This is a genomic window from Streptomyces sp. NPDC111507, assembly GCF_055638955.1.
Map to the genome: position 1 here is coordinate 348386 of NZ_JBVKBU010000001.1, position 17548 is coordinate 365933.

Genomic DNA, 17548 nt, shown 5'->3' on the forward strand with positions numbered 1-17548 from the left:
GTTCCGTACGCCGTTGTACGGGACGTTTGTCGGGGTGGAGCGTCAGACCATCAGCGAGCGGTCCGTCGGGCGGATCGGGGCCGGCAGGTCGCTGGCCCCGGTCAGGAAGCGGTCGACCCCGCGGGCGGCCGAGCGGCCCTCCGCGATGGCCCAGACGATCAACGACTGGCCGCGGCCGGCGTCACCGGCGACGTACACGCCGGGCACGTTGGTCGCGAACTCGGCGTCGCGGGCGATGTTGCCGCGCGCGTCGAGCTCCAGGCCGAACTGCGAGACCACGCCGTTCTCGACGTCGGTGCCGGTGAAGCCCATGGCCAGCGTGACCAGCTGGGCGGGGATCTTGCGCTCCGTGCCCGGCTTCTGGTTCAGCTTGCCGTCGACGAACTCGACCTCGGTGAGGTGCAGCCACTGGACGTTGCCGTCCTCGTCGCCCTCGAAGTGGGTGGTGGAGACCGCGTAGACGCGGTCACCGCCCTCCTCGTGCGCGGAGGTGACCTTGTAGAGCATCGGGAACGTCGGCCAGGGCTGGCCCGGGTTCCGCTCCTCGCCCGGTCGCGGCATGATCTCCAGCTGGGTGACCGAGGCCGCGCCCTGGCGGTGGGCGGTGCCCACGCAGTCCGCGCCGGTGTCGCCGCCGCCGATGACCACGACGTGCTTGCCCTCGGCCGTGATCGGGGGCGCCACGTAGTCGCCCTCCTGCACCTTGTTGGCCAGCGGCAGGTACTCCATGGCCTGGTGGATGCCCTTGAGCTCGCGGCCGGGGACCGGGAGGTCACGCGCGGTCGTCGCGCCGGCGGCGATGACCACGGCGTCGTACCGCTTGCGCAGGTCCGTCGCCTTGAGGTCGCGGCCGATCTCGATGCCGGTGCGGAAGCGGGTGCCCTCCGCGCGCATCTGCTCGATGCGGCGGTTGATGTGCCGCTTCTCCATCTTGAACTCGGGGATGCCGTAGCGCAGCAGGCCGCCGACGCGGTCGGCACGCTCGTACACGGCGACCGTGTGGCCCGCCCGGGTGAGCTGCTGGGCGGCGGCCAGACCCGCCGGGCCCGAACCGATGACCGCGACGGTCTTGCCCGACAGGCGCTCGGGGATCCGCGGGGCGACGTCGCCCGTGTCCCACGCCTTGTCGATGATCGAGACCTCGACGTTCTTGATGGTCACGGCGGGCTGGTTGATGCCGAGCACACACGCCGACTCGCAGGGAGCGGGGCACAGGCGGCCCGTGAACTCCGGGAAGTTGTTCGTGGCGTGCAGACGCTCGGACGCGGCCCCCCAGTCCTCGCGGTAGGCGTAGTCGTTCCACTCGGGGATCAGGTTCCCCAGCGGACAGCCGTTGTGGCAGAACGGGATCCCGCAGTCCATGCATCGGCTGGCCTGCTTGGAGATGATCGGGAGCAGCGAACCGGGAACGTAGACCTCGTTCCAGTCCTTGACGCGCTCCGCGACGGGGCGGGTCCTGGCGACCTCACGGCCGTGGTTCAGAAAGCCCTTGGGATCAGCCATTGGTCGCCGCCTCCATCATCTTCTCGGTGATCTCGGACTCGGGGAGTCCGGCTCGCTCGGCGGCGTCCTTGGCGGCGAGCACTGCCTTGTACGTGCTGGGGATGATCTTGCTGAAGCGGGACGCGCCCCCGTCGATGCTGTCCCACTCGGCCAGGAGCTTCTCGGCTACGGTCGAGCCGGTCTCCTCCTGGTGGCGGCGCACCACGTCGTGCAGCCACTGCTTGTCGGTCTCGTCGAGGGCCTCGACGGCGCCCACGTTGCCGGCGTTGACGTTGTCGCGGTTCAGGTCGACGACGTACGCGATACCGCCGGACATGCCGGCCGCGAAGTTCCGGCCCGTCTCGCCGAGGACGACCGCGTGACCGCCGGTCATGTACTCGCAGCCGTGGTCGCCCACGCCCTCGGAGACCACCGTCGCGCCGGAGTTGCGGACGCAGAAGCGCTCGCCGGTGCGGCCGCGCAGGAAGAGCTCGCCGCCCGTCGCGCCGTACGCGATGGTGTTGCCCGCGATGGTCGAGTACTCGGCGAGGTGGTCGGCGCCCCGGTCGGGACGGACGATCACCCGGCCGCCGGAGAGGCCCTTGCCGACGTAGTCGTTGGCGTCACCCTCCAGGCGCAGCGTGACACCGCGCGGCAGGAAAGCGCCGAAGGACTGGCCCGCGGAGCCGGTGAAGGTGATGTCGATGGTGTCGTCGGGCAGGCCCCCGCCACCGAACTTCTTCGTCACCTCGTGGCCGAGCATGGTGCCGACCGTGCGGTTGATGTTGCGGATCGCGACCTGGGCGCGCACCGGCTGGGCGTCGGCCTGGGTGTTCGCGGCCAGCGCGTCGGCGGCGAGCTTGATCAGCTCGTTGTCGAGCGCCTTCTCCAGACCGTGGTCCTGGGTGACGACCTGGTGGCGCACCGCGCCCTCGGGCAGCTCGGGCACGTGGAAGAGCGGGGACAGGTCCAGGCCCTGCGCCTTCCAGTGGGTGACCGCCCGCTCCACGTCGAGGTTCTCGGCGTGGCCGACGGCCTCCTCGATGGTGCGGAAGCCCAGCTCGGCGAGGATCTCGCGAACCTCTTCGGCGATGAACTTGAAGAAGTTCACGACGTACTCGGCCTTGCCGGCGAAGCGGTCGCGCAGCACCGGGTTCTGGGTGGCGATGCCGACCGGGCAGGTGTCCAGGTGACAGACGCGCATCATGACGCAGCCGGAGACGACGAGCGGCGCGGTCGCGAAACCGAACTCCTCGGCGCCGAGCAGCGCGGCGATGACGACGTCGCGGCCGGTCTTCAGCTGGCCGTCGGTCTGCACGACGATACGGTCGCGCAGGCCGTTGAGCAGCAGCGTCTGCTGGGTCTCGGCGAGGCCGAGCTCCCAGGGGCCGCCCGCGTGCTTCAGGGAGGTCAGCGGGGAGGCGCCCGTACCGCCGTCGTGGCCGGAGATGAGCACCACGTCCGCGTGCGCCTTGGAGACACCCGCGGCGACCGTGCCGACACCGACCTCGGAGACCAGCTTGACGTGAATCCGCGCCTGCGGGTTCGCGTTCTTGAGGTCGTGGATCAGCTGGGCCAGATCCTCGATGGAGTAGATGTCGTGGTGCGGGGGCGGGGAGATCAGGCCCACGCCCGGGGTGCTGTGCCGGGTCTTGGCGACCCAGGGGTAGACCTTGTGGCCGGGCAGCTGGCCGCCCTCGCCGGGCTTGGCACCCTGCGCCATCTTGATCTGGATGTCGTCGGCGTTGACCAGGTACTCCGACGTGACGCCGAAGCGGCCGGAGGCGACCTGCTTGATCGACGAGCGGCGCGCCGGGTCGTAGAGCCGGTCCGCGTCCTCGCCGCCCTCGCCGGTGTTGGACTTGCCGCCCAGCTGGTTCATGGCGATGGCGAGGGTCTCGTGCGCCTCCTTGGAGATGGAGCCGTACGACATGGCGCCGGTGGAGAAGCGCTTGACGATCTCGCTCACCGGCTCGACCTCGTCGAGCGGGATCGGCTGCCGGTCGGACGTGAAGCCGAACAGGCCGCGGAGCGTCATCAGGCGCTCGGACTGCTCGTTCACCCGGTCGGTGTACTTCTTGAAGATGTCGTAGCTGCCGGAGCGCGTCGAGTGCTGGAGGCGGAAGACCGTCTCCGGGTCGAACAGGTGCGGCTCGCCCTCGCGGCGCCACTGGTACTCGCCGCCTATGTCGAGGGCGCGGTGCGCCGGGGCGATGCCGGAGGCCGGGTAGGCCTTGGCGTGCCGCGCCGCGACCTCCTTGGCGATGACGTCGAGACCTGCGCCGCCGATCTTGGTGGCGGTGCCGTTGAAGTACTTCTCGACGAAGGCCTGGTCGAGGCCGACAGCCTCGAAGACCTGAGCGCCGCGGTAGGAGGCGACGGTGGAGATGCCCATCTTGGACATGACCTTGAGGACGCCCTTGCCGAGCGCGTAGATCAGGTTGCGGATGGCCTGCTCGGCCTCGATGCCGGTCAGGAAGGTGTCGGCGCGGACCAGGTCCTCGACCGACTCCATCGCCAGGTAGGGGTTGACCGCGGCGGCGCCGAAGCCGATGAGGAGGGCCACGTGGTGGACCTCGCGGACGTCGCCCGCCTCGACCAGCAGGCCCACCTGGGTGCGCTGCTTGGTGCGGATGAGGTGGTGGTGGACGGCCGCGGTGAGCAGCAGCGAGGGGATCGGCGCGTGCTCGGCGTCGGAGTGGCGGTCCGACAGGACGATCAGACGGGCGCCGTTCTCGATGGCGGCGTCGGCCTCCGCGCAGATCTCCTCGATCCGCGCGGCGAGGGAGTCGCCGCCACCGCTGACCCGGTAGAGACCGGACAGGGTCGCGGCCTTCATGCCCGGCATGTCGCCGTCGGCGTTGATGTGGATGAGCTTGGCCAGCTCGTCGTTGTCGATCACCGGGAAGGGCAGGGTGACGCTACGACAGGACGCGGCGGTGGGCTCCAGGAGGTTGCCCTGCGGGCCGAGCGAGGAGCGCAGCGAGGTGACGAGCTCCTCGCGGATCGCGTCCAGCGGCGGGTTGGTGACCTGCGCGAACAGCTGGGTGAAGTAGTCGAAGAGCAGACGCGGGCGCGCGGACAGGGCCGCGATCGGGGAGTCCGTGCCCATGGAGCCCAGCGGCTCACCGCCGGTGTTGGCCATCGGCGCGAGGATGATGCGCAGCTCTTCCTCGGTGTAGCCGAAGGTCTGCTGGCGGCGGGTTACCGAGGCGTGGGTGTGCACGATGTGCTCGCGCTCGGGGAGGTCGGAGAGCTCGATCTCGCCGGCTTCCAGCCACTCCGTGTACGGCTTGTCGGCGACGAGGGCGGCCTTGATCTCGTCGTCCTCGATGATGCGGTGCTCGGCGGTGTCGACGAGGAACATCTTGCCGGGCTGGAGGCGGCCCTTGCGGACGACCTTCGCGGGGTCGATGTCGAGGACGCCGACCTCGGAGCCGAGGACGACGAGACCCTCGTCGGTGACCCAGTAGCGGCCGGGGCGCAGACCGTTGCGGTCGAGGACCGCGCCGACCTGGGTGCCGTCGGTGAAGGTGACACAGGCCGGGCCGTCCCAGGGCTCCATCATCGTGGAGTGGAACTGGTAGAAGGCGCGGCGGGCCGGGTCCATGGAGTCGTGGTTCTCCCACGCCTCCGGGATCATCATCAGCACGGAGTGCGGGAGCGAGCGACCGCCGAGGTGGAGGAGCTCGAGCACCTCGTCGAAGGAGGCGGAGTCGGACGCGTCGGGCGTACAGACCGGGAAGACCCGCTCCAGGCCCTTGTCACCGAAGAGGTCGGAGACCAGCTGGGACTCGCGGGCCTTCATCCAGTTGCGGTTGCCCTTGACCGTGTTGATCTCGCCGTTGTGCGCGACGAAGCGGTACGGGTGGGCGAGCGGCCAGCTCGGGAAGGTGTTGGTGGAGAACCGGGAGTGCACGAGCGCGATCGCGGAGGCGAAGCGGCGGTCGGACAGGTCCGGGAAGAAGGGCTCCAGCTGGCCGGTGGTCAGCATGCCCTTGTAGACGATGGTGCGCGCGGAGAGCGACGGGAAGTACACGTCGGCCTCGCGCTCGGCACGCTTGCGCAGCACGAACGCCTTGCGGTCCAGCTCGATGCCGGTCGAGACGCCGTCCGTGACGAAGATCTGGCGGAAGTCGGGCATCGTGGAGCGGGCGGTGGCGCCGAGCAGTTCGGGGGCGACCGGGACCTCGCGCCAGCCGAGGACGGTCAGGCCCTCGTCGCCGGCGATCGTCTCGATCCGTGAGACGGCGTCCTCGGTGCCGTCCTTCGGCAGGAAGGCGATACCGACCGCGTACGCGCCGGCCGCGGGCAGCTCGAATCCGGCCACCTCACGGAGGAACGCGTCGGGGACCTGGGACAGGATGCCCGCACCGTCGCCCGAGTCGGGCTCGGCGCCGGTGGCACCCCGGTGCTCCAGGTTGCGCAGCACGGTGAGCGCCTGCTCGACCAGCGCGTAGCTCGCCTCACCGGTGAGGGTGGCCACGAAGCCGACGCCACAGGCGTCGTGCTCGTTGCGGGGGTCGTACATACCCTGCGCAGCAGGGCGAGCATCCATGAAGGACCAGTTCTGGCCATTCGTGGAGTGCTGGGACGGCTGGCGCGGCGTACGCATCGGCTCTCCCGTCGTCGTCGTGGCATATGCATGTGCCGAGGGACGACGTTGGCCCTCTGCTTAGGGGTGCAAAATTTCGTGCAGGTTACATGATGGAGTGGTTCTCGGGAACCGGATACTGCGTTCCAACATGCGGACACCCAGGGGTGGCGTGGGGGCACCTCGCACGACAGTGAAGTTAAGGGGGCCTAAGCGGACAGATCGGTGTCCGTGGGCCCGGAGTACGGCGGGCAACGTCACCCACCGCACTGGCGCGGCGCAGGCCTCATTGCCCGCAGCGCTTACGGCTCATTCCCAGTGGTTAAGCAATCGAAACCAGCGAGTAACGGCTACTTATACAGCCCCATGCATAAGTGCGCGAGACATCATCCTACGGCGGTACCGAACAGGCTGCCCAGGACGTATGTCACACCCGCCGCGGCACCCCCGAGCGCGAGCTGCCGGATTCCGCTGTACCACCAGGTTCGAGCCGTCACCCGGGCCACGATCGCGCCGCACGCGAAGAGCCCGATCAGCGCGAGCAGCAGCGCGGGCCACAGGACGGTCGCACCGAGCAGATACGGCAGCAGGGGGAGCAGGGCGCCCAGGGCGAAGGAGCCGAAGCTCGACACGGCGGCGACGGCCGGGGAGGGCAGGTCGCCGGGGTCGATGCCGAGCTCTTCGCGGGCGTGTATCTCCAGGGCCTGTTCGGGGTCGCGCGAGAGCTGCTTGGCCACTTCGCGGGCGAGCGCGGAATCGACGCCGCGCGACTCGTACAGTGCGGCGAGCTCGCGCTCCTCGTCCTGCGGATGCTTTCTCAACTCACGGCGCTCGACTTCGAGTTCGGCCTGGACGAGTTCGCGCTGCGAGGCGACGGAGGTGTACTCGCCCGCGGCCATGGAGAAGGCGCCGGCGGCCAGGCCCACGAGCCCGGTGATGACGATCGTCCGATGGGAGACGGACCCGCCGGCGACACCGGTCATCAGGGCGAGGTTGGACACGAGCCCGTCCATCGCGCCGAACACGGCCGGGCGCAGCCATCCGCCGTTCACATCCCGGTGGGTGTGGTTGTCGCGGTGCGCCTCGTGCAGCGTCGCTTCGGTCTCGATGATGGACATACCGGTCCCCCAGGATCCGTTCGATTGGACTGTTTCTACTTTTCGACAACCACGAAACTACGCCTGGAATTTCTTCTCCGCCAGCAAGGAAAGGCTGGGCTAACCTGCGGTTTTACCCTCAAGCGCTCATCCGTGATGGATCATGCACAGATGTCGACCGGGTGAATGAGGAGCCGCGGACGGCTCTCCCCGCCCCCTCCCGTGGGACACATCCCCAAAGGGCTCTGCGCCCTGAGAGGAGAGGCACCGTATGGCTTCCATCGCCTGCATTCCCTCCGTCCCGGCACCCGGGGACTCGGCCGCTCTGCGCGAGCGGGCCCGCGGCGCGCTGCTCGGCCTCGCCGTCGGGGACGCGCTGGGCGCGCCCGCCGAGAACATGAGGCCGTCGCAGATCCGCGCGAAGTGGGGACGGATCACGGGGTACGTCGCCGAGCACCCGGCCGGGACGGACGACACGGAGTACGCGATCTTCTCGGGGCTGCTGCTGGCCCGGCACGGCTCGGCGCTCACCGTGACGCATGTCGAGGCGGCCTGGCACCAGTGGATCGCCGACCGCGACGAGGGGCCGTTCCGGGGCGCCGGCTTCAGCGAGCGCGGCACCCTGGAGAACCTGCGCCGGGGACTCGCGGCCCCCATCTCCGCCCAGCACCGGCACGCCTGGAGCGACGGTCTGGCGATGCGCGCGGCCCCGTTCGGCGTCTTCGCGGCGGGCCGCCCGGCGGAGGCGGCGCGGCTGGTGGCGATCGACGGCTCGGTGAGCCACGAAGGCGAGGGCATCTACGGCGGCCAGGCGGTCGCCGCGGGGGTCGCGGCGGCGATGGCGGGTGCGGCCACGATCGCGGTCGTCGCCTCCGCGCTCGCCGTGATCCCGGACGACTCCTGGACGGCCCGCTCCCTGCGCCGGGCGGTGGCCGTCGCCCACCGTGGGGAACGGGCGGTCCGCTCGGCGGTCGTCATCGGCGGCTACCCCTGGACCGACCTGGCCCCGGAGGCCGTCGCCCTCGCCTTCGGCGCGTACGCCGCAGCCGACGGCGACTTCACCGAGTCCGTCCTGACCGCCGTCAACATGGGCCGCGACGCCGACACCACGGCCGCGGTGGCGGGCGCGCTGGCCGGGTCGACCCAGGGCGCCGCCGCGATCCCGGCGGACTGGGCGGCGGCGATCGGCCCGGCACGCGGCAGCTGCCTGCCCTCCATGGCGGGCCACCACGTACTGGACGTGGCGGAACTGCTCACACCGGGGGACGACGGGAAGTGGGGAACCGGGAGCACGGCACCTCCTCCCCCCGACCTGTACGCCCTCACCAGCGATTACATCCTTGCCGACGACGATGACGAGGTGCAGCCATGAGACCCGGCCTGGTGGGCGCCGAACCCGGTACGGGATCGGCCTCGGCACCGGAAGCCGGGGGATCGGTCTCGATCCGCGACATCGAGGACTCCCCCACGACGACCGGCACCGGGGACTCACTCTCGTCGGACGCGGCTCCCCGTACCGAACCGGACGCGGCCCCCGCACCGGCCCCGCGCCCCCGCCGGATCGAGGGCCTCCTGCTCGGGCTGGCCGCGGGCGACGCCGCGGGCTGGCCCGCCGGCCGGCACCGCGCGGCCCGGATGCCCGAGTGGACCCGGCGGCTGACCCGCGAACTGGACACCTTCGCGGAACAGAACGCGACGACGACCCTGCCCGTGCCCATCGCGCTGAACCAGCCGCCGGAACCCCTGCGGCTCGGCCCGTCGGACGACGCGGAATGGGCGGCGTTCGCGGCGGAGGCCGTGCTGCGCGCCGGGGACCGCAGCGCGCTCGGCGACCTGAGCCGGGAACGCCGGATGCGGGCGTCCATCGACCTGTCCTGGAACGCCGTCGCCAGCGAGGTCGCCGCGGCCGCCGAGCGCGCCCCCGAGGTCGAGTCCGCGCTGCTCCCCCTCCGCGCCCGGATCTCCGTACGGGCGGGCCTCGGCAACCTCGCCACCGGGCTGCGCCCGCCCGCCACCGGCCACGACAACCCGCACTACTTCGACGACGCGGCCTGCGTACGGGCCTGTGTGCTCGCCGTGGCACATCCGGGCGACCCCCGACTCGCCGCGGAACTCGCCGAGTTCGACGCCCGCTACACCCAGGACGGCGACGGGGTGCACGGCGCCCGCGCGATGGCCGCGGCCCTCGCGCTCGCCCTCGCCGGGGCCGACGTCGACGCCTGCGCGGACGCCGCCCTCGCCGAGCTCCCCGAGTCGACGGAGATCGGCCGCAACGCACGGCACGCACTGCGGCTCGCCCGCGCCAGCGAGGACACCTTCGCCCTGGTCCCCCTCCTGGAACACCAGATCGTCGACCACGTCTACAGCTACGGCATCGCGGCGGCGGAGACCGTGCCGGTCGCCCTCGCCCTGGCCACCGCCGCACGCGGCCGGATCGCGGAGGCGGTGCCCGCCGCCGCCTGTCTGTCCCGGGTCGCGGACTCGGCCCCGGCCCTCGCGGGCGCGCTCACCGGCGCGCTGGGCGGCGGCGCCGCGATCCCCGCCTCCTGGCGTGACGCCTGCCGCATCCTGTCCGGCTGCGCGCTGCCCCGGCTCACGGGCACGGACCTGATCGGACTCGCCGACCTCCTGGAAGCGACGGAACTGGCCACCCCAGAGGGATGATTCGGGCATGACGCCCAAAGGAGAAGGATCGGGAACCCTCGACGAACGCATCACCGGAGCCCTCGTCGGAGCCGCCGTCGGCGACGCGCTCGGCGGCCCCGTCGAGGGCTACACCCCCGAGCAGATCGTCGAACGGCACGGCGGCCGGATCCACGGCATCGTGGGCCCCTGGAACGGCGACGCCTGGCGCACCGCCCGCCCCATCGCCCCGTACCACAAGGGCGACGGACACGTCACCGACGACACCCTGATGACCCACGCGCTGGTACGCGTCTACGCCACCGTCCGCGACCACCTCGACGCGTACGCCGTCGCCGAGCACCTGGTCCCCGACCTCATGACGGGCCCGCGCTGGATCCCGGAACTGGAGGCCGACGCCATCCCCCTCCAGCGGATCTTCCTGGCGGAGAAGTGGCTGGTGGCCCGCCTCCACTACGGCCATGTGGACCCCCGGGAGGCCGGCACCGGCAACATCGTCAACTGCGGCGCCGCGATGTACATGGCGCCGGTCGGCCTGGTCAACGCGGCCAACCCGGCGGGCGCGTACACCGAGGCGCTCGACGTCGCGGGTGCCCACCAGTCGTCGTACGGTCGGGAGGCGGCGGGCGTCTTCGCGGCGGGGGTCGCGGCGGCGTGCGCGCCCGGGGCGAGCCCGGACTCGGTCGTCGCGGCCTGCCTGTCCCTGGCGAAGGACGGCACCCGGTCGGCGATCGAGGCGGTCTGCGAAGTCGCCGCCCGTCACACGGACTTCGAGTCGGCGCTGATCCCGCTCCGCGAGGCGGTGGCCCCCTACGACACGGTCGGCCCCGACTACCGCTCCCCCTCCCTCGCCGCCCGCCGCCCCTCCCGCCTCCACGCGATCGAGGAACTCCCCGTGGCCCTGGGCATGTTGGTGGTCTCCGGGGGCGACTACCGGCACGCGGTCCTCGGCTCGGTGAACTACGGCCGCGACTGCGACTCCATCGCCACCATGTCCGGCGCCCTCGCCGGTGCCCTCGGCTCCGAGATCCCCCACGACTGGGCCAAGACGGTCGCCGAGTCCAGCCGCCTGGATCTGCACGCCCCGGCGACCACCCTCACCGGGGTGACCCGCGAGATCTTCGCCCGTGACGTGGGCCGTCGCCGCGCCCACGAGTCCGCGTACGCCGAGCTGACGGGGACCCCATGACGCTCCGACTGACCTGGGTCCAGCCCGAGGACCTTCTCGGCCACGAACTCGCCCAGGCGTACCAGGACGGTCGCGCACCGGAGGCGATCGCCGCCCGCTGGCACGCGGCGGGCGGGGCAAAGGCCCCACCGCGCGCGGGCACGTCCCCGACTCCCGCCTCGCGGTATCTGCGCGCACTGGCGGGAGACCTCCTGGACGAACTGGCGGAGCTGCCCAGCGGGTTGGCGGACACAGAGCCGACGGACCTGGAGCGGATCAAGGCCCACTGCCCGGACTGGCCCGCTCGGCCGGGGCCCGCACCGGCTCCCGCCCAGGCCCGCCTGGAAGCCGCCTGGCTCGGTAGAGCGGTCGGTTGTCTGCTCGGCAAACCGGTGGAGAAGCTCCCCCTCGAAGGGATCCGCGACCTGGCCCGGGCCGGCGGAAACTGGCCCCTGCGCACCTGGTTCACCGCTCGGGGCGTACCCGACGACCTCCTGCGGGCCCATCCCTGGAACAGACGCTCCGCCCTCACCTCCCTCGCCGAGAACATCGACGGCATGCCCGAGGACGACGACCTCAACTACCCCCTCCTGAACCTCCTGTTGCTCCAGCGGCACGGCAGGGACTTCACGACCGCCGACGTGGCCCGCGTCTGGCTGGACGAACTCCCCGCCGGCCGCACGTTCACCGCCGAACGCGTCGCCTACCGCAACCTGCTCACCGGCATCGAACCCCCGCACACGGCCCACCACCGCAACCCCTTCCGCGAATGGATCGGCGCCCTGATCCGCGCCGACGTCCACGGCTGGACCAACCCGGGCGATCCGGCCGCCGCCGCGGAAGCGGCCCACCGGGACGCCGCCCTCACCCACACCGCGAACGGCGTGTACGCCGCGATGTTCACGGCGGCCACCATCGCCGAGGCGGCCACCGGCCACGGCGACATCCACGCCTGCCTGCGCACCGGCCTCACCGTCGTGCCCCCCGCCTCCCGGCTGGCCGAGGCGATCCGCCACGCCGTTCACCTCGCCCGCGCCACCGAGGACTTCGACACGGTCGTCGACGCGCTGCACACCACCCACCGCGCCTACCACTGGGTCCACGCCCTCCCCAACACCGCCCTCATCGCCGCCGCCCTCACCCACGCGAACGGTGACTTCTCCGGCTCCATCTGTCGCGCGGTGTCCGGTGGCTGGGACACCGACTCCAACGGCGCGACGGCGGGCAGCGTCGCGGGCCTGCTCACCGGCGCCCCCGCCGCGCTCCCCGACCGCTGGACCACCCCCCTCAAGAACCGCCTCGCCACCTCCGTCGCCGACTTCGACGGCGTCGGCTTCGACACCCTCGCCCAGCTGACCCACCGGCTGACCCACCAGCTCACGCATCGGGAGACCCGTCACCCATGACCCTTATCGCCGTGCTCGGCAGCACGAACATGGACCTCGTCGCGTACGTCGCGAAGGCCCCGCAGCGCGGAGAGACCGTGACGGGACGGGAGTTCCGTACGATCCCCGGCGGCAAGGGGGCCAACCAGGCGGTGGCCGCCGCCCACGCGGGCTCCGACGTCTCGATGATCGGCGCGGTGGGCGCCGACACCTTCGGCTCCCAGCTCCGTACGACCCTGGAGCACTCGGGCGTGGACACCGACCACCTGCGCACCACCGAGGGCCCGTCCGGCACCGCGCACATCGTCGTGGAAGACGAGGGCGGCAACGCGATCGTCGTCATCCCCGGCGCCAACGCCACCGTCGACCACCTCGCCCCCGGCGACGAGGCCCTCATCGCCGGCGCCGACGCACTGCTGCTCCAGCTGGAGATCCCGCTGGCCGCCGTCCTCGCGGGCGCCGAGGCCGCACGCCGCCACGGCGTCCGGACCATCCTGACCCCCTCCCCCGTACAGTCCCTGCCGCCCGAACTCCTCGCCTCCATCGACCTGTTGGTGCCCAACGAGCACGAGGCCGCCGCGCTCACCGGCGTCACCGACCCCCACGAAGCGGCCACCGCCCTGCTCGACCAGGTACCGGAAGTCGTGGTCACCCTGGGCGCGGCGGGCAGTCTGTACGCGGCCCGCGGCGCCAAACCCCTCAGCGTGCCCGCGCCCCGGGTCACCGCCGTGGACTCGACCGGCGCGGGCGACACCTTCGTCGGCACCCTGGCGGTCGCACTCGCCGAGGGCCGGCCGATGCGCGCCGCCCTCGCATGGGCGTCGGCGGCCGCGTCCCTGTCGGTGCAGCGCGTCGGCGCCTCGCCCTCGATGCCGTACCGCTCCGAGATCGACGCCCAGGCCGCCTCGCACACCCGGCACACCTCATGAGCGGGCATACGGGTGCGCGGACGGAGACGGATCGCGGTCCGCTCACCGGGCTGCGCGTCCTCGACCTCGCCACCCTGTTCGCCGGACCGCTCGCCGCCACCATGCTCGGCGACTTCGGCGCGGAGGTCGTCAAGGTCGAGCACCCGGCCAAGCCCGACCCCTCCCGGGGCCACGGCCCGTCGAAGGACGGCATCGGCCTGTGGTGGAAACTCCTCGGCCGCAACAAACGCACCATCACCCTCGACCTGTCCAGGCCCGGCGGCCGCGCCACCCTCCTGCGCCTCGCCGCCACCGCCGACGTGATCATCGAGAACTTCCGGCCCGGCACCCTGGAGAAGTGGGACCTGGGCTGGGCGGAGCTGTCGGCCGCCAACCCCCGCCTCGTCCTCGCCCGCGTGACCGCCTTCGGCCAGTTCGGCCCGTACGCGCACCGCCCCGGCTTCGGCACCCTCGCCGAGGCGATGAGCGGCTTCGCGGCGATCACCGGCGAACCGGACTCCCCGCCGACCCTCCCGCCCTTCGGCCTGGCCGACTCGATCGCGGGCCTGGCGACGGCGTACGCCGTCATGGCCGCGCTCCGCGCCCGCGACGCGTCGGACCGCGGCCAGGTGGTCGACATGGCGATCATCGAGCCGATCCTCACCGTGCTCGGTCCGCAGCCGCTCTGGTACGACCAGTTGGGTTACGTCCAGCCCCGCACCGGCAACCGCTCCGCGAACAACGCGCCCCGCAACACCTACCGCACGGCGGACGGCTCCTGGGTCGCCGTCTCGACCTCCGCCCAGTCGATCGCCGAGCGGCTGATGCGGCTGGTCGGACGCCCGGAGCTGATCGAGGAACCATGGTTCGCGACGGGCGCCGACCGGGCCCGCCACGCGGACGTCCTGGACGAGGCGGTGGGCTCCTGGATCGCCCGCCACCGCCGCGCCGAGGTCCTGGACGCCTTCGAGAAGGCGGAGGCGGCGGTGGCCCCGATCCAGGACGTACGGGATGTGATGGAGGACCCGCAGTACGCGGCCCTGGACACGATCACCACCGTCGCCGACCCCGAACTCGGCCCCCTGCGCATGCAGAACGTGCTCTTCCGGCTCTCCACCACTCCCGGCGCGATCCGCTGGACGGGCCGCCCCCACGGCGCCGACACGGACGCCGTCCTCACCGAACTCGGCCTGTCCGAGGCCGAGATCACCACCCTCAGATCGGAAGGCGCCCTATGAGGATCCCGGCCCTCCCGCTCACCTGGCTCTACGCCCCCGGAGACCGACCGGAAGTGGTGGCCAAGGCCCTCGTCTCCGGCGCGGACGTCGTCCTGATCGACCTGGAGGACGCGATCGCCCCGCACCGCAAGAAGTACGCCCGCGCCGCCACCGCCGAGTTGCTCTCGGACCCTCCCCCGGTCCCCGTCCACGTCCGCGTGAACGCGCTGGACGGTCCCTTCGCCGAGGCCGACCTGAGGGCGCTCGCCCCGCTCCCCGGACTCTCCGGCCTCCGGCTGCCCAAGGTGACCTCCCCGGCCGACGTCGTCCGGGTCGCGGAGCACTCGGCCCCCTCCGAGGGAGGCGCGATCCCCCTGTACGCCCTCCTGGAAACCGCCCTCGGTGTCGAACACGCCTTCACCATCGCCGCGGCCCACCCGGCGGTGCGCGGCATCGGACTGGGGGAGGCGGATCTACGGGCCGACCTGGGCGTACGGGAGGACGCGGGCCTGGACTGGGCCCGCGCCCGGATCGTGGTCGCCGCCCGGGCCGCCGGCCTCGCGCCGCCCACGCAGTCGATCTACCCGGACATCCGGGACCTCGAAGGCCTCGCCGCCTCCTGTGCCCACGGGCGCACCCTGGGCTTCCTCGGCCGCGCGGCCATCCACCCCCGCCAGCTCCCGGTGATCGAACACGCCTATCTCCCGACCCCGGCCGAGGTCGAGACCGCCGAGCTCATCGTCAAGGCCGCCGCCACCGAGCCGGGCGCCCAGGCCCTGCCCGACGGCCGGTTCGTGGACGCGGCGGTCGTGGCGTGCGCCCGCCGCACGCTGGCGCTCTCCCGCCGGAAATGAGCGAAGGGGGGCGCCGCGTCCTCGGACGCGGCGCCCCCCTTCGACGTACCGGAGGAACTCAGATCTTCTTGGCCGACTCGGCCTCGCCCCTCGTCGCCTCCACGGACTCCTCTGGCTCCACGAGCTCCTCGGATTCCGCGGACTGCGCGGGTTCGTCGGACTCGGTGTCCGTCTTCGCGTCGGGCTTCTTGACGTCGAGCTTCTTGCCGTCGGACTTCTTGTGGGTCGTCTCGTCGGCCTCGTCGTCAGCCTTGCTGTCGGCCTCGCTGTCGGCCTTCTTGTCGAGGTCGACCGCATCCCCGTCGGGGGTGTCCCCGTCCGGCTCGACGACCTCCTCGCGTCCCGGCCGCAGCCTCGCCGACACCACGATGTAGGTCACCGAGAGGAGGAAGACCACCATCGCGGTCCAGTCGTTGAGACGCAGGCCCAGGATGTGGTGGGCGTCGTCGACGCGCATGTACTCGATCCAGCCGCGGCCGACGCAGTACGCGGCGACGTACAGCGCGAACGCCCGCCCGTGGCCCAGCTTGAAGCGGCGGTCCGCCCAGATGACGAGGAAGCCGACGCCGACGCACCACAGGGACTCGTACAGGAACGTCGGGTGGTAGTACCCCGGCACGCGCCCGTCCGTGGAGGACGTGATGTGCAGCGCCCACGGCACGTCCGTCGGCTTGCCGTACAGCTCCTGGTTGAACCAGTTGCCCCAGCGCCCGATGGCCTGGGCGAAGACGATGCCGGGGGCGAGGGCGTCGGCCCAGGCGGGGAGCGGGATGCCGCGTCGGCGGCAGCCGATCCACGCGCCCACCGCACCGAGCGCGATCGCGCCCCAGATGCCGAGGCCGCCCTGCCACACCTTGAAGGCGTCCACCCAGTTACGGCCGTCGCTGAAGTACAGCTCGTAGTCCGTGATCACGTGGTAGAGCCGGCCGCCGACAAGGCCGAACGGGACGGCCCACACCGCGATGTCGGCCACCGTGCCCGGCCGCCCGCCCCGGGCGATCCAGCGTTTGTTGCCGAGCCAGACGGCTACGAAGACGCCGATGATGATGCAGAACGCGTAGCCGCGCAGCGGGATGGGGCCGAGGTGCACCACACCGTGCGACGGGCTGGGAATGTAGGCGATATCCATGGCAGGGTCGACGCTACCCTGCCGGACCGGACCCACGGCAAGCAGCCCGGCTACGGGTCCATAACAGGAGCCCTGAACAGAGGCCCCGACAGGGGCTGTGACAGAGGCCACAACTCGGGTCAGGACGTGAGCGACGACATGAGTCGCCCCCGGCCCGTGTCCGAGCCGGGGGCACAGGGCCGACGCGGGGCTCAGCCCTTGTTCGCCGCCTCCACCATCTGCTTGAGCTTCGCGGGGGTCATCGTCTGGTCCTCGTAGATGTTCTTGCCGCCCAGCAGCACGGTCGGCGTGCCCCGGAATCCGCTGCTCTGGAAGGCCGCGTTCGACTTCACGACCCAGCTGTTGTGCGTGCCGTCCTTGACGCACTTCTGGAAGGCGGGGGTGTCCAGGCCGTCGACCTTGCCCGCCAGCTCGATGAGCTTGCCGTCGTTCGAGAAGTCGTCGGTGGTCTCGCTGGGCTGGTTCTCGTACAGCACGTCGTGGTACGCCGTGAACTTTCCGGCGTCCTGCGCGCAGGCCGCGGCATTGGCCGCGTGCCGGGAGCCGCTGCCTCCCCTGCCGTCGTCGATGAGCGTGACCAGGTGGTACTCGACCCTGAGCTTTCCGGCGTCCACCAGCTCGTGGATCGTCGGGCGGTACACCGTCTCGAAGGCCTGACAGGCCGGGCAGCGGAAGTCCTCCCAGACCGTGAGGGTCGACTTGGCGCCGTCCTTGCCGACGGGGATCGCGAGGCCGTCCTTGCCGGTCGCACCCGAGGGCGACACGGCCGGGCCCGACGCGGCGCTCTTCTTGTCCTTGCCCGAGTTGGCGGCAAGGACGCCCACCACCCCGGCAAGGGCCAGGACGCACACCACCGACGCGCCCACGATCAGCGCCCGGCGGCGCTTGTCCGCGGACTTCTGCTTCTCTCGCTCGACCGCCATCCGCTCGCGGGCGGTGCGCTTTCCGTCACGGTTCTTCTCGCTCACAACCGGCAGAACGAACCGGGGAGGCGCAGCGCGCCTCCCCGGTCCCAGGTCCACCCGTTCGAGTGAGTGGATTGTCCGTTACGTGCGCAACGGGACACGTACG

At 71.7% G+C, this 17548-nt stretch carries 12 protein-coding genes; 7 read left to right on the forward strand and 5 right to left on the reverse strand.

Annotated features, from left to right (window positions below; genetic code table 11):
- Positions 1–42 precede the first annotated feature (42 nt).
- The 3 genes from ACZ7M2_RS01580 to ACZ7M2_RS01590 all read right to left on the reverse strand — a co-directional run bounded on the left by ACZ7M2_RS01580 (position 43) and on the right by ACZ7M2_RS01590 (position 7194).
- The gene (locus ACZ7M2_RS01580) at positions 43–1503 is read right to left on the reverse strand and encodes a glutamate synthase subunit beta (RefSeq protein WP_471593707.1); all 1461 of its coding nucleotides are present in this window, start codon (positions 1501–1503) and stop codon (positions 43–45) included.
- Positions 1496–6097, reverse strand: coding sequence for a glutamate synthase large subunit (gene gltB, locus ACZ7M2_RS01585; RefSeq protein WP_471593708.1), 4602 nt, complete (start codon positions 6095–6097; stop codon positions 1496–1498). Before gltB ends, ACZ7M2_RS01580 begins: the two co-directional genes overlap by 8 nt.
- 365 nt (positions 6098–6462) lie before the next feature.
- Positions 6463–7194, reverse strand: coding sequence for a VIT1/CCC1 transporter family protein (locus ACZ7M2_RS01590; protein WP_471593709.1), 732 nt, complete (start codon positions 7192–7194; stop codon positions 6463–6465).
- A gap of 250 nt (positions 7195–7444) precedes the next feature.
- Here ACZ7M2_RS01590 and ACZ7M2_RS01595 point away from each other — a divergent pair, with 250 nt between their 5' ends.
- The 7 genes from ACZ7M2_RS01595 to ACZ7M2_RS01625 are packed head-to-tail and all read left to right on the forward strand — an operon-like array spanning position 7445 to position 15348.
- Positions 7445–8545 carry an ADP-ribosylglycohydrolase family protein gene (locus tag ACZ7M2_RS01595; protein ID WP_471593710.1) on the forward strand — a complete coding sequence of 367 codons (1101 nt, stop codon included), beginning with the start codon at positions 7445–7447 and terminating at the stop codon, positions 8543–8545.
- Positions 8542–9837 (forward strand): ADP-ribosylglycohydrolase family protein, encoded by a 1296-nt coding sequence (locus tag ACZ7M2_RS01600; protein WP_471593711.1) that lies wholly within the window; start codon positions 8542–8544, stop codon positions 9835–9837. The genes ACZ7M2_RS01595 and ACZ7M2_RS01600 overlap by 4 nt, the downstream gene beginning before the upstream one ends.
- A 7-nt stretch (positions 9838–9844) precedes the next feature.
- The gene (locus ACZ7M2_RS01605) at positions 9845–11005 is read left to right on the forward strand and encodes an ADP-ribosylglycohydrolase family protein (RefSeq protein WP_352046545.1); all 1161 of its coding nucleotides are present in this window, start codon (positions 9845–9847) and stop codon (positions 11003–11005) included.
- On the forward strand, positions 11002–12390 hold the full coding sequence (locus ACZ7M2_RS01610; protein WP_471593712.1) for an ADP-ribosylglycohydrolase family protein: 1389 nt from the start codon (positions 11002–11004) through the stop codon (positions 12388–12390). Before ACZ7M2_RS01605 ends, ACZ7M2_RS01610 begins: the two co-directional genes overlap by 4 nt.
- Positions 12387–13298 (forward strand): ribokinase, encoded by a 912-nt coding sequence (gene rbsK / locus ACZ7M2_RS01615; protein WP_471593713.1) that lies wholly within the window; start codon positions 12387–12389, stop codon positions 13296–13298. Before ACZ7M2_RS01610 ends, rbsK begins: the two co-directional genes overlap by 4 nt.
- Positions 13295–14515, forward strand: a complete 1221-nt coding sequence (locus tag ACZ7M2_RS01620) for a CaiB/BaiF CoA transferase family protein (protein WP_471593714.1) — start codon at positions 13295–13297, stop codon at positions 14513–14515. The genes rbsK and ACZ7M2_RS01620 overlap by 4 nt, the downstream gene beginning before the upstream one ends.
- On the forward strand, positions 14512–15348 hold the full coding sequence (locus ACZ7M2_RS01625) for an HpcH/HpaI aldolase/citrate lyase family protein (protein WP_471593715.1): 837 nt from the start codon (positions 14512–14514) through the stop codon (positions 15346–15348). Before ACZ7M2_RS01620 ends, ACZ7M2_RS01625 begins: the two co-directional genes overlap by 4 nt.
- Before the next feature lie 58 nt (positions 15349–15406).
- On the opposite strand, the gene lgt is transcribed toward ACZ7M2_RS01625, so the two are convergent.
- Both lgt and ACZ7M2_RS01635 read right to left on the reverse strand, forming a co-directional pair.
- Positions 15407–16477 carry a prolipoprotein diacylglyceryl transferase gene (lgt, locus tag ACZ7M2_RS01630; protein ID WP_471593716.1) on the reverse strand — a complete coding sequence of 357 codons (1071 nt, stop codon included), beginning with the start codon at positions 16475–16477 and terminating at the stop codon, positions 15407–15409.
- A gap of 191 nt (positions 16478–16668) precedes the next feature.
- Complete coding sequence (locus ACZ7M2_RS01635) at positions 16669–17445, reverse strand: DsbA family protein (RefSeq protein ID WP_471593717.1); 777 nt, start codon at positions 17443–17445, stop codon at positions 16669–16671.
- Positions 17446–17548: the final 103 nt, after the last annotated feature.

Bases quoted from the DNA above. Each gene is read 5' to 3' on its own strand.
- ACZ7M2_RS01620 (WP_471593714.1), top strand. From the start codon at position 13,295: ATGAGCGGGCATACGGGTGCGCGGACGGAGACGGATCGCGGTCCGCTC.
- ACZ7M2_RS01590 (WP_471593709.1), bottom strand. From the start codon at position 7,194: ATGTCCATCATCGAGACCGAAGCGACGCTGCACGAGGCGCACCGCGAC.
- gltB (WP_471593708.1), bottom strand. From the start codon at position 6,097: ATGCGTACGCCGCGCCAGCCGTCCCAGCACTCCACGAATGGCCAGAAC.
- ACZ7M2_RS01605 (WP_352046545.1), top strand. From the start codon at position 9,845: ATGACGCCCAAAGGAGAAGGATCGGGAACCCTCGACGAACGCATCACC.
- ACZ7M2_RS01580 (WP_471593707.1), bottom strand. From the start codon at position 1,503: ATGGCTGATCCCAAGGGCTTTCTGAACCACGGCCGTGAGGTCGCCAGG.
- ACZ7M2_RS01600 (WP_471593711.1), top strand. From the start codon at position 8,542: ATGAGACCCGGCCTGGTGGGCGCCGAACCCGGTACGGGATCGGCCTCG.
- ACZ7M2_RS01595 (WP_471593710.1), top strand. From the start codon at position 7,445: ATGGCTTCCATCGCCTGCATTCCCTCCGTCCCGGCACCCGGGGACTCG.
- ACZ7M2_RS01625 (WP_471593715.1), top strand. From the start codon at position 14,512: ATGAGGATCCCGGCCCTCCCGCTCACCTGGCTCTACGCCCCCGGAGAC.
- rbsK (WP_471593713.1), top strand. From the start codon at position 12,387: ATGACCCTTATCGCCGTGCTCGGCAGCACGAACATGGACCTCGTCGCG.
- lgt (WP_471593716.1), bottom strand. From the start codon at position 16,477: ATGGATATCGCCTACATTCCCAGCCCGTCGCACGGTGTGGTGCACCTC.
- ACZ7M2_RS01610 (WP_471593712.1), top strand. From the start codon at position 11,002: ATGACGCTCCGACTGACCTGGGTCCAGCCCGAGGACCTTCTCGGCCAC.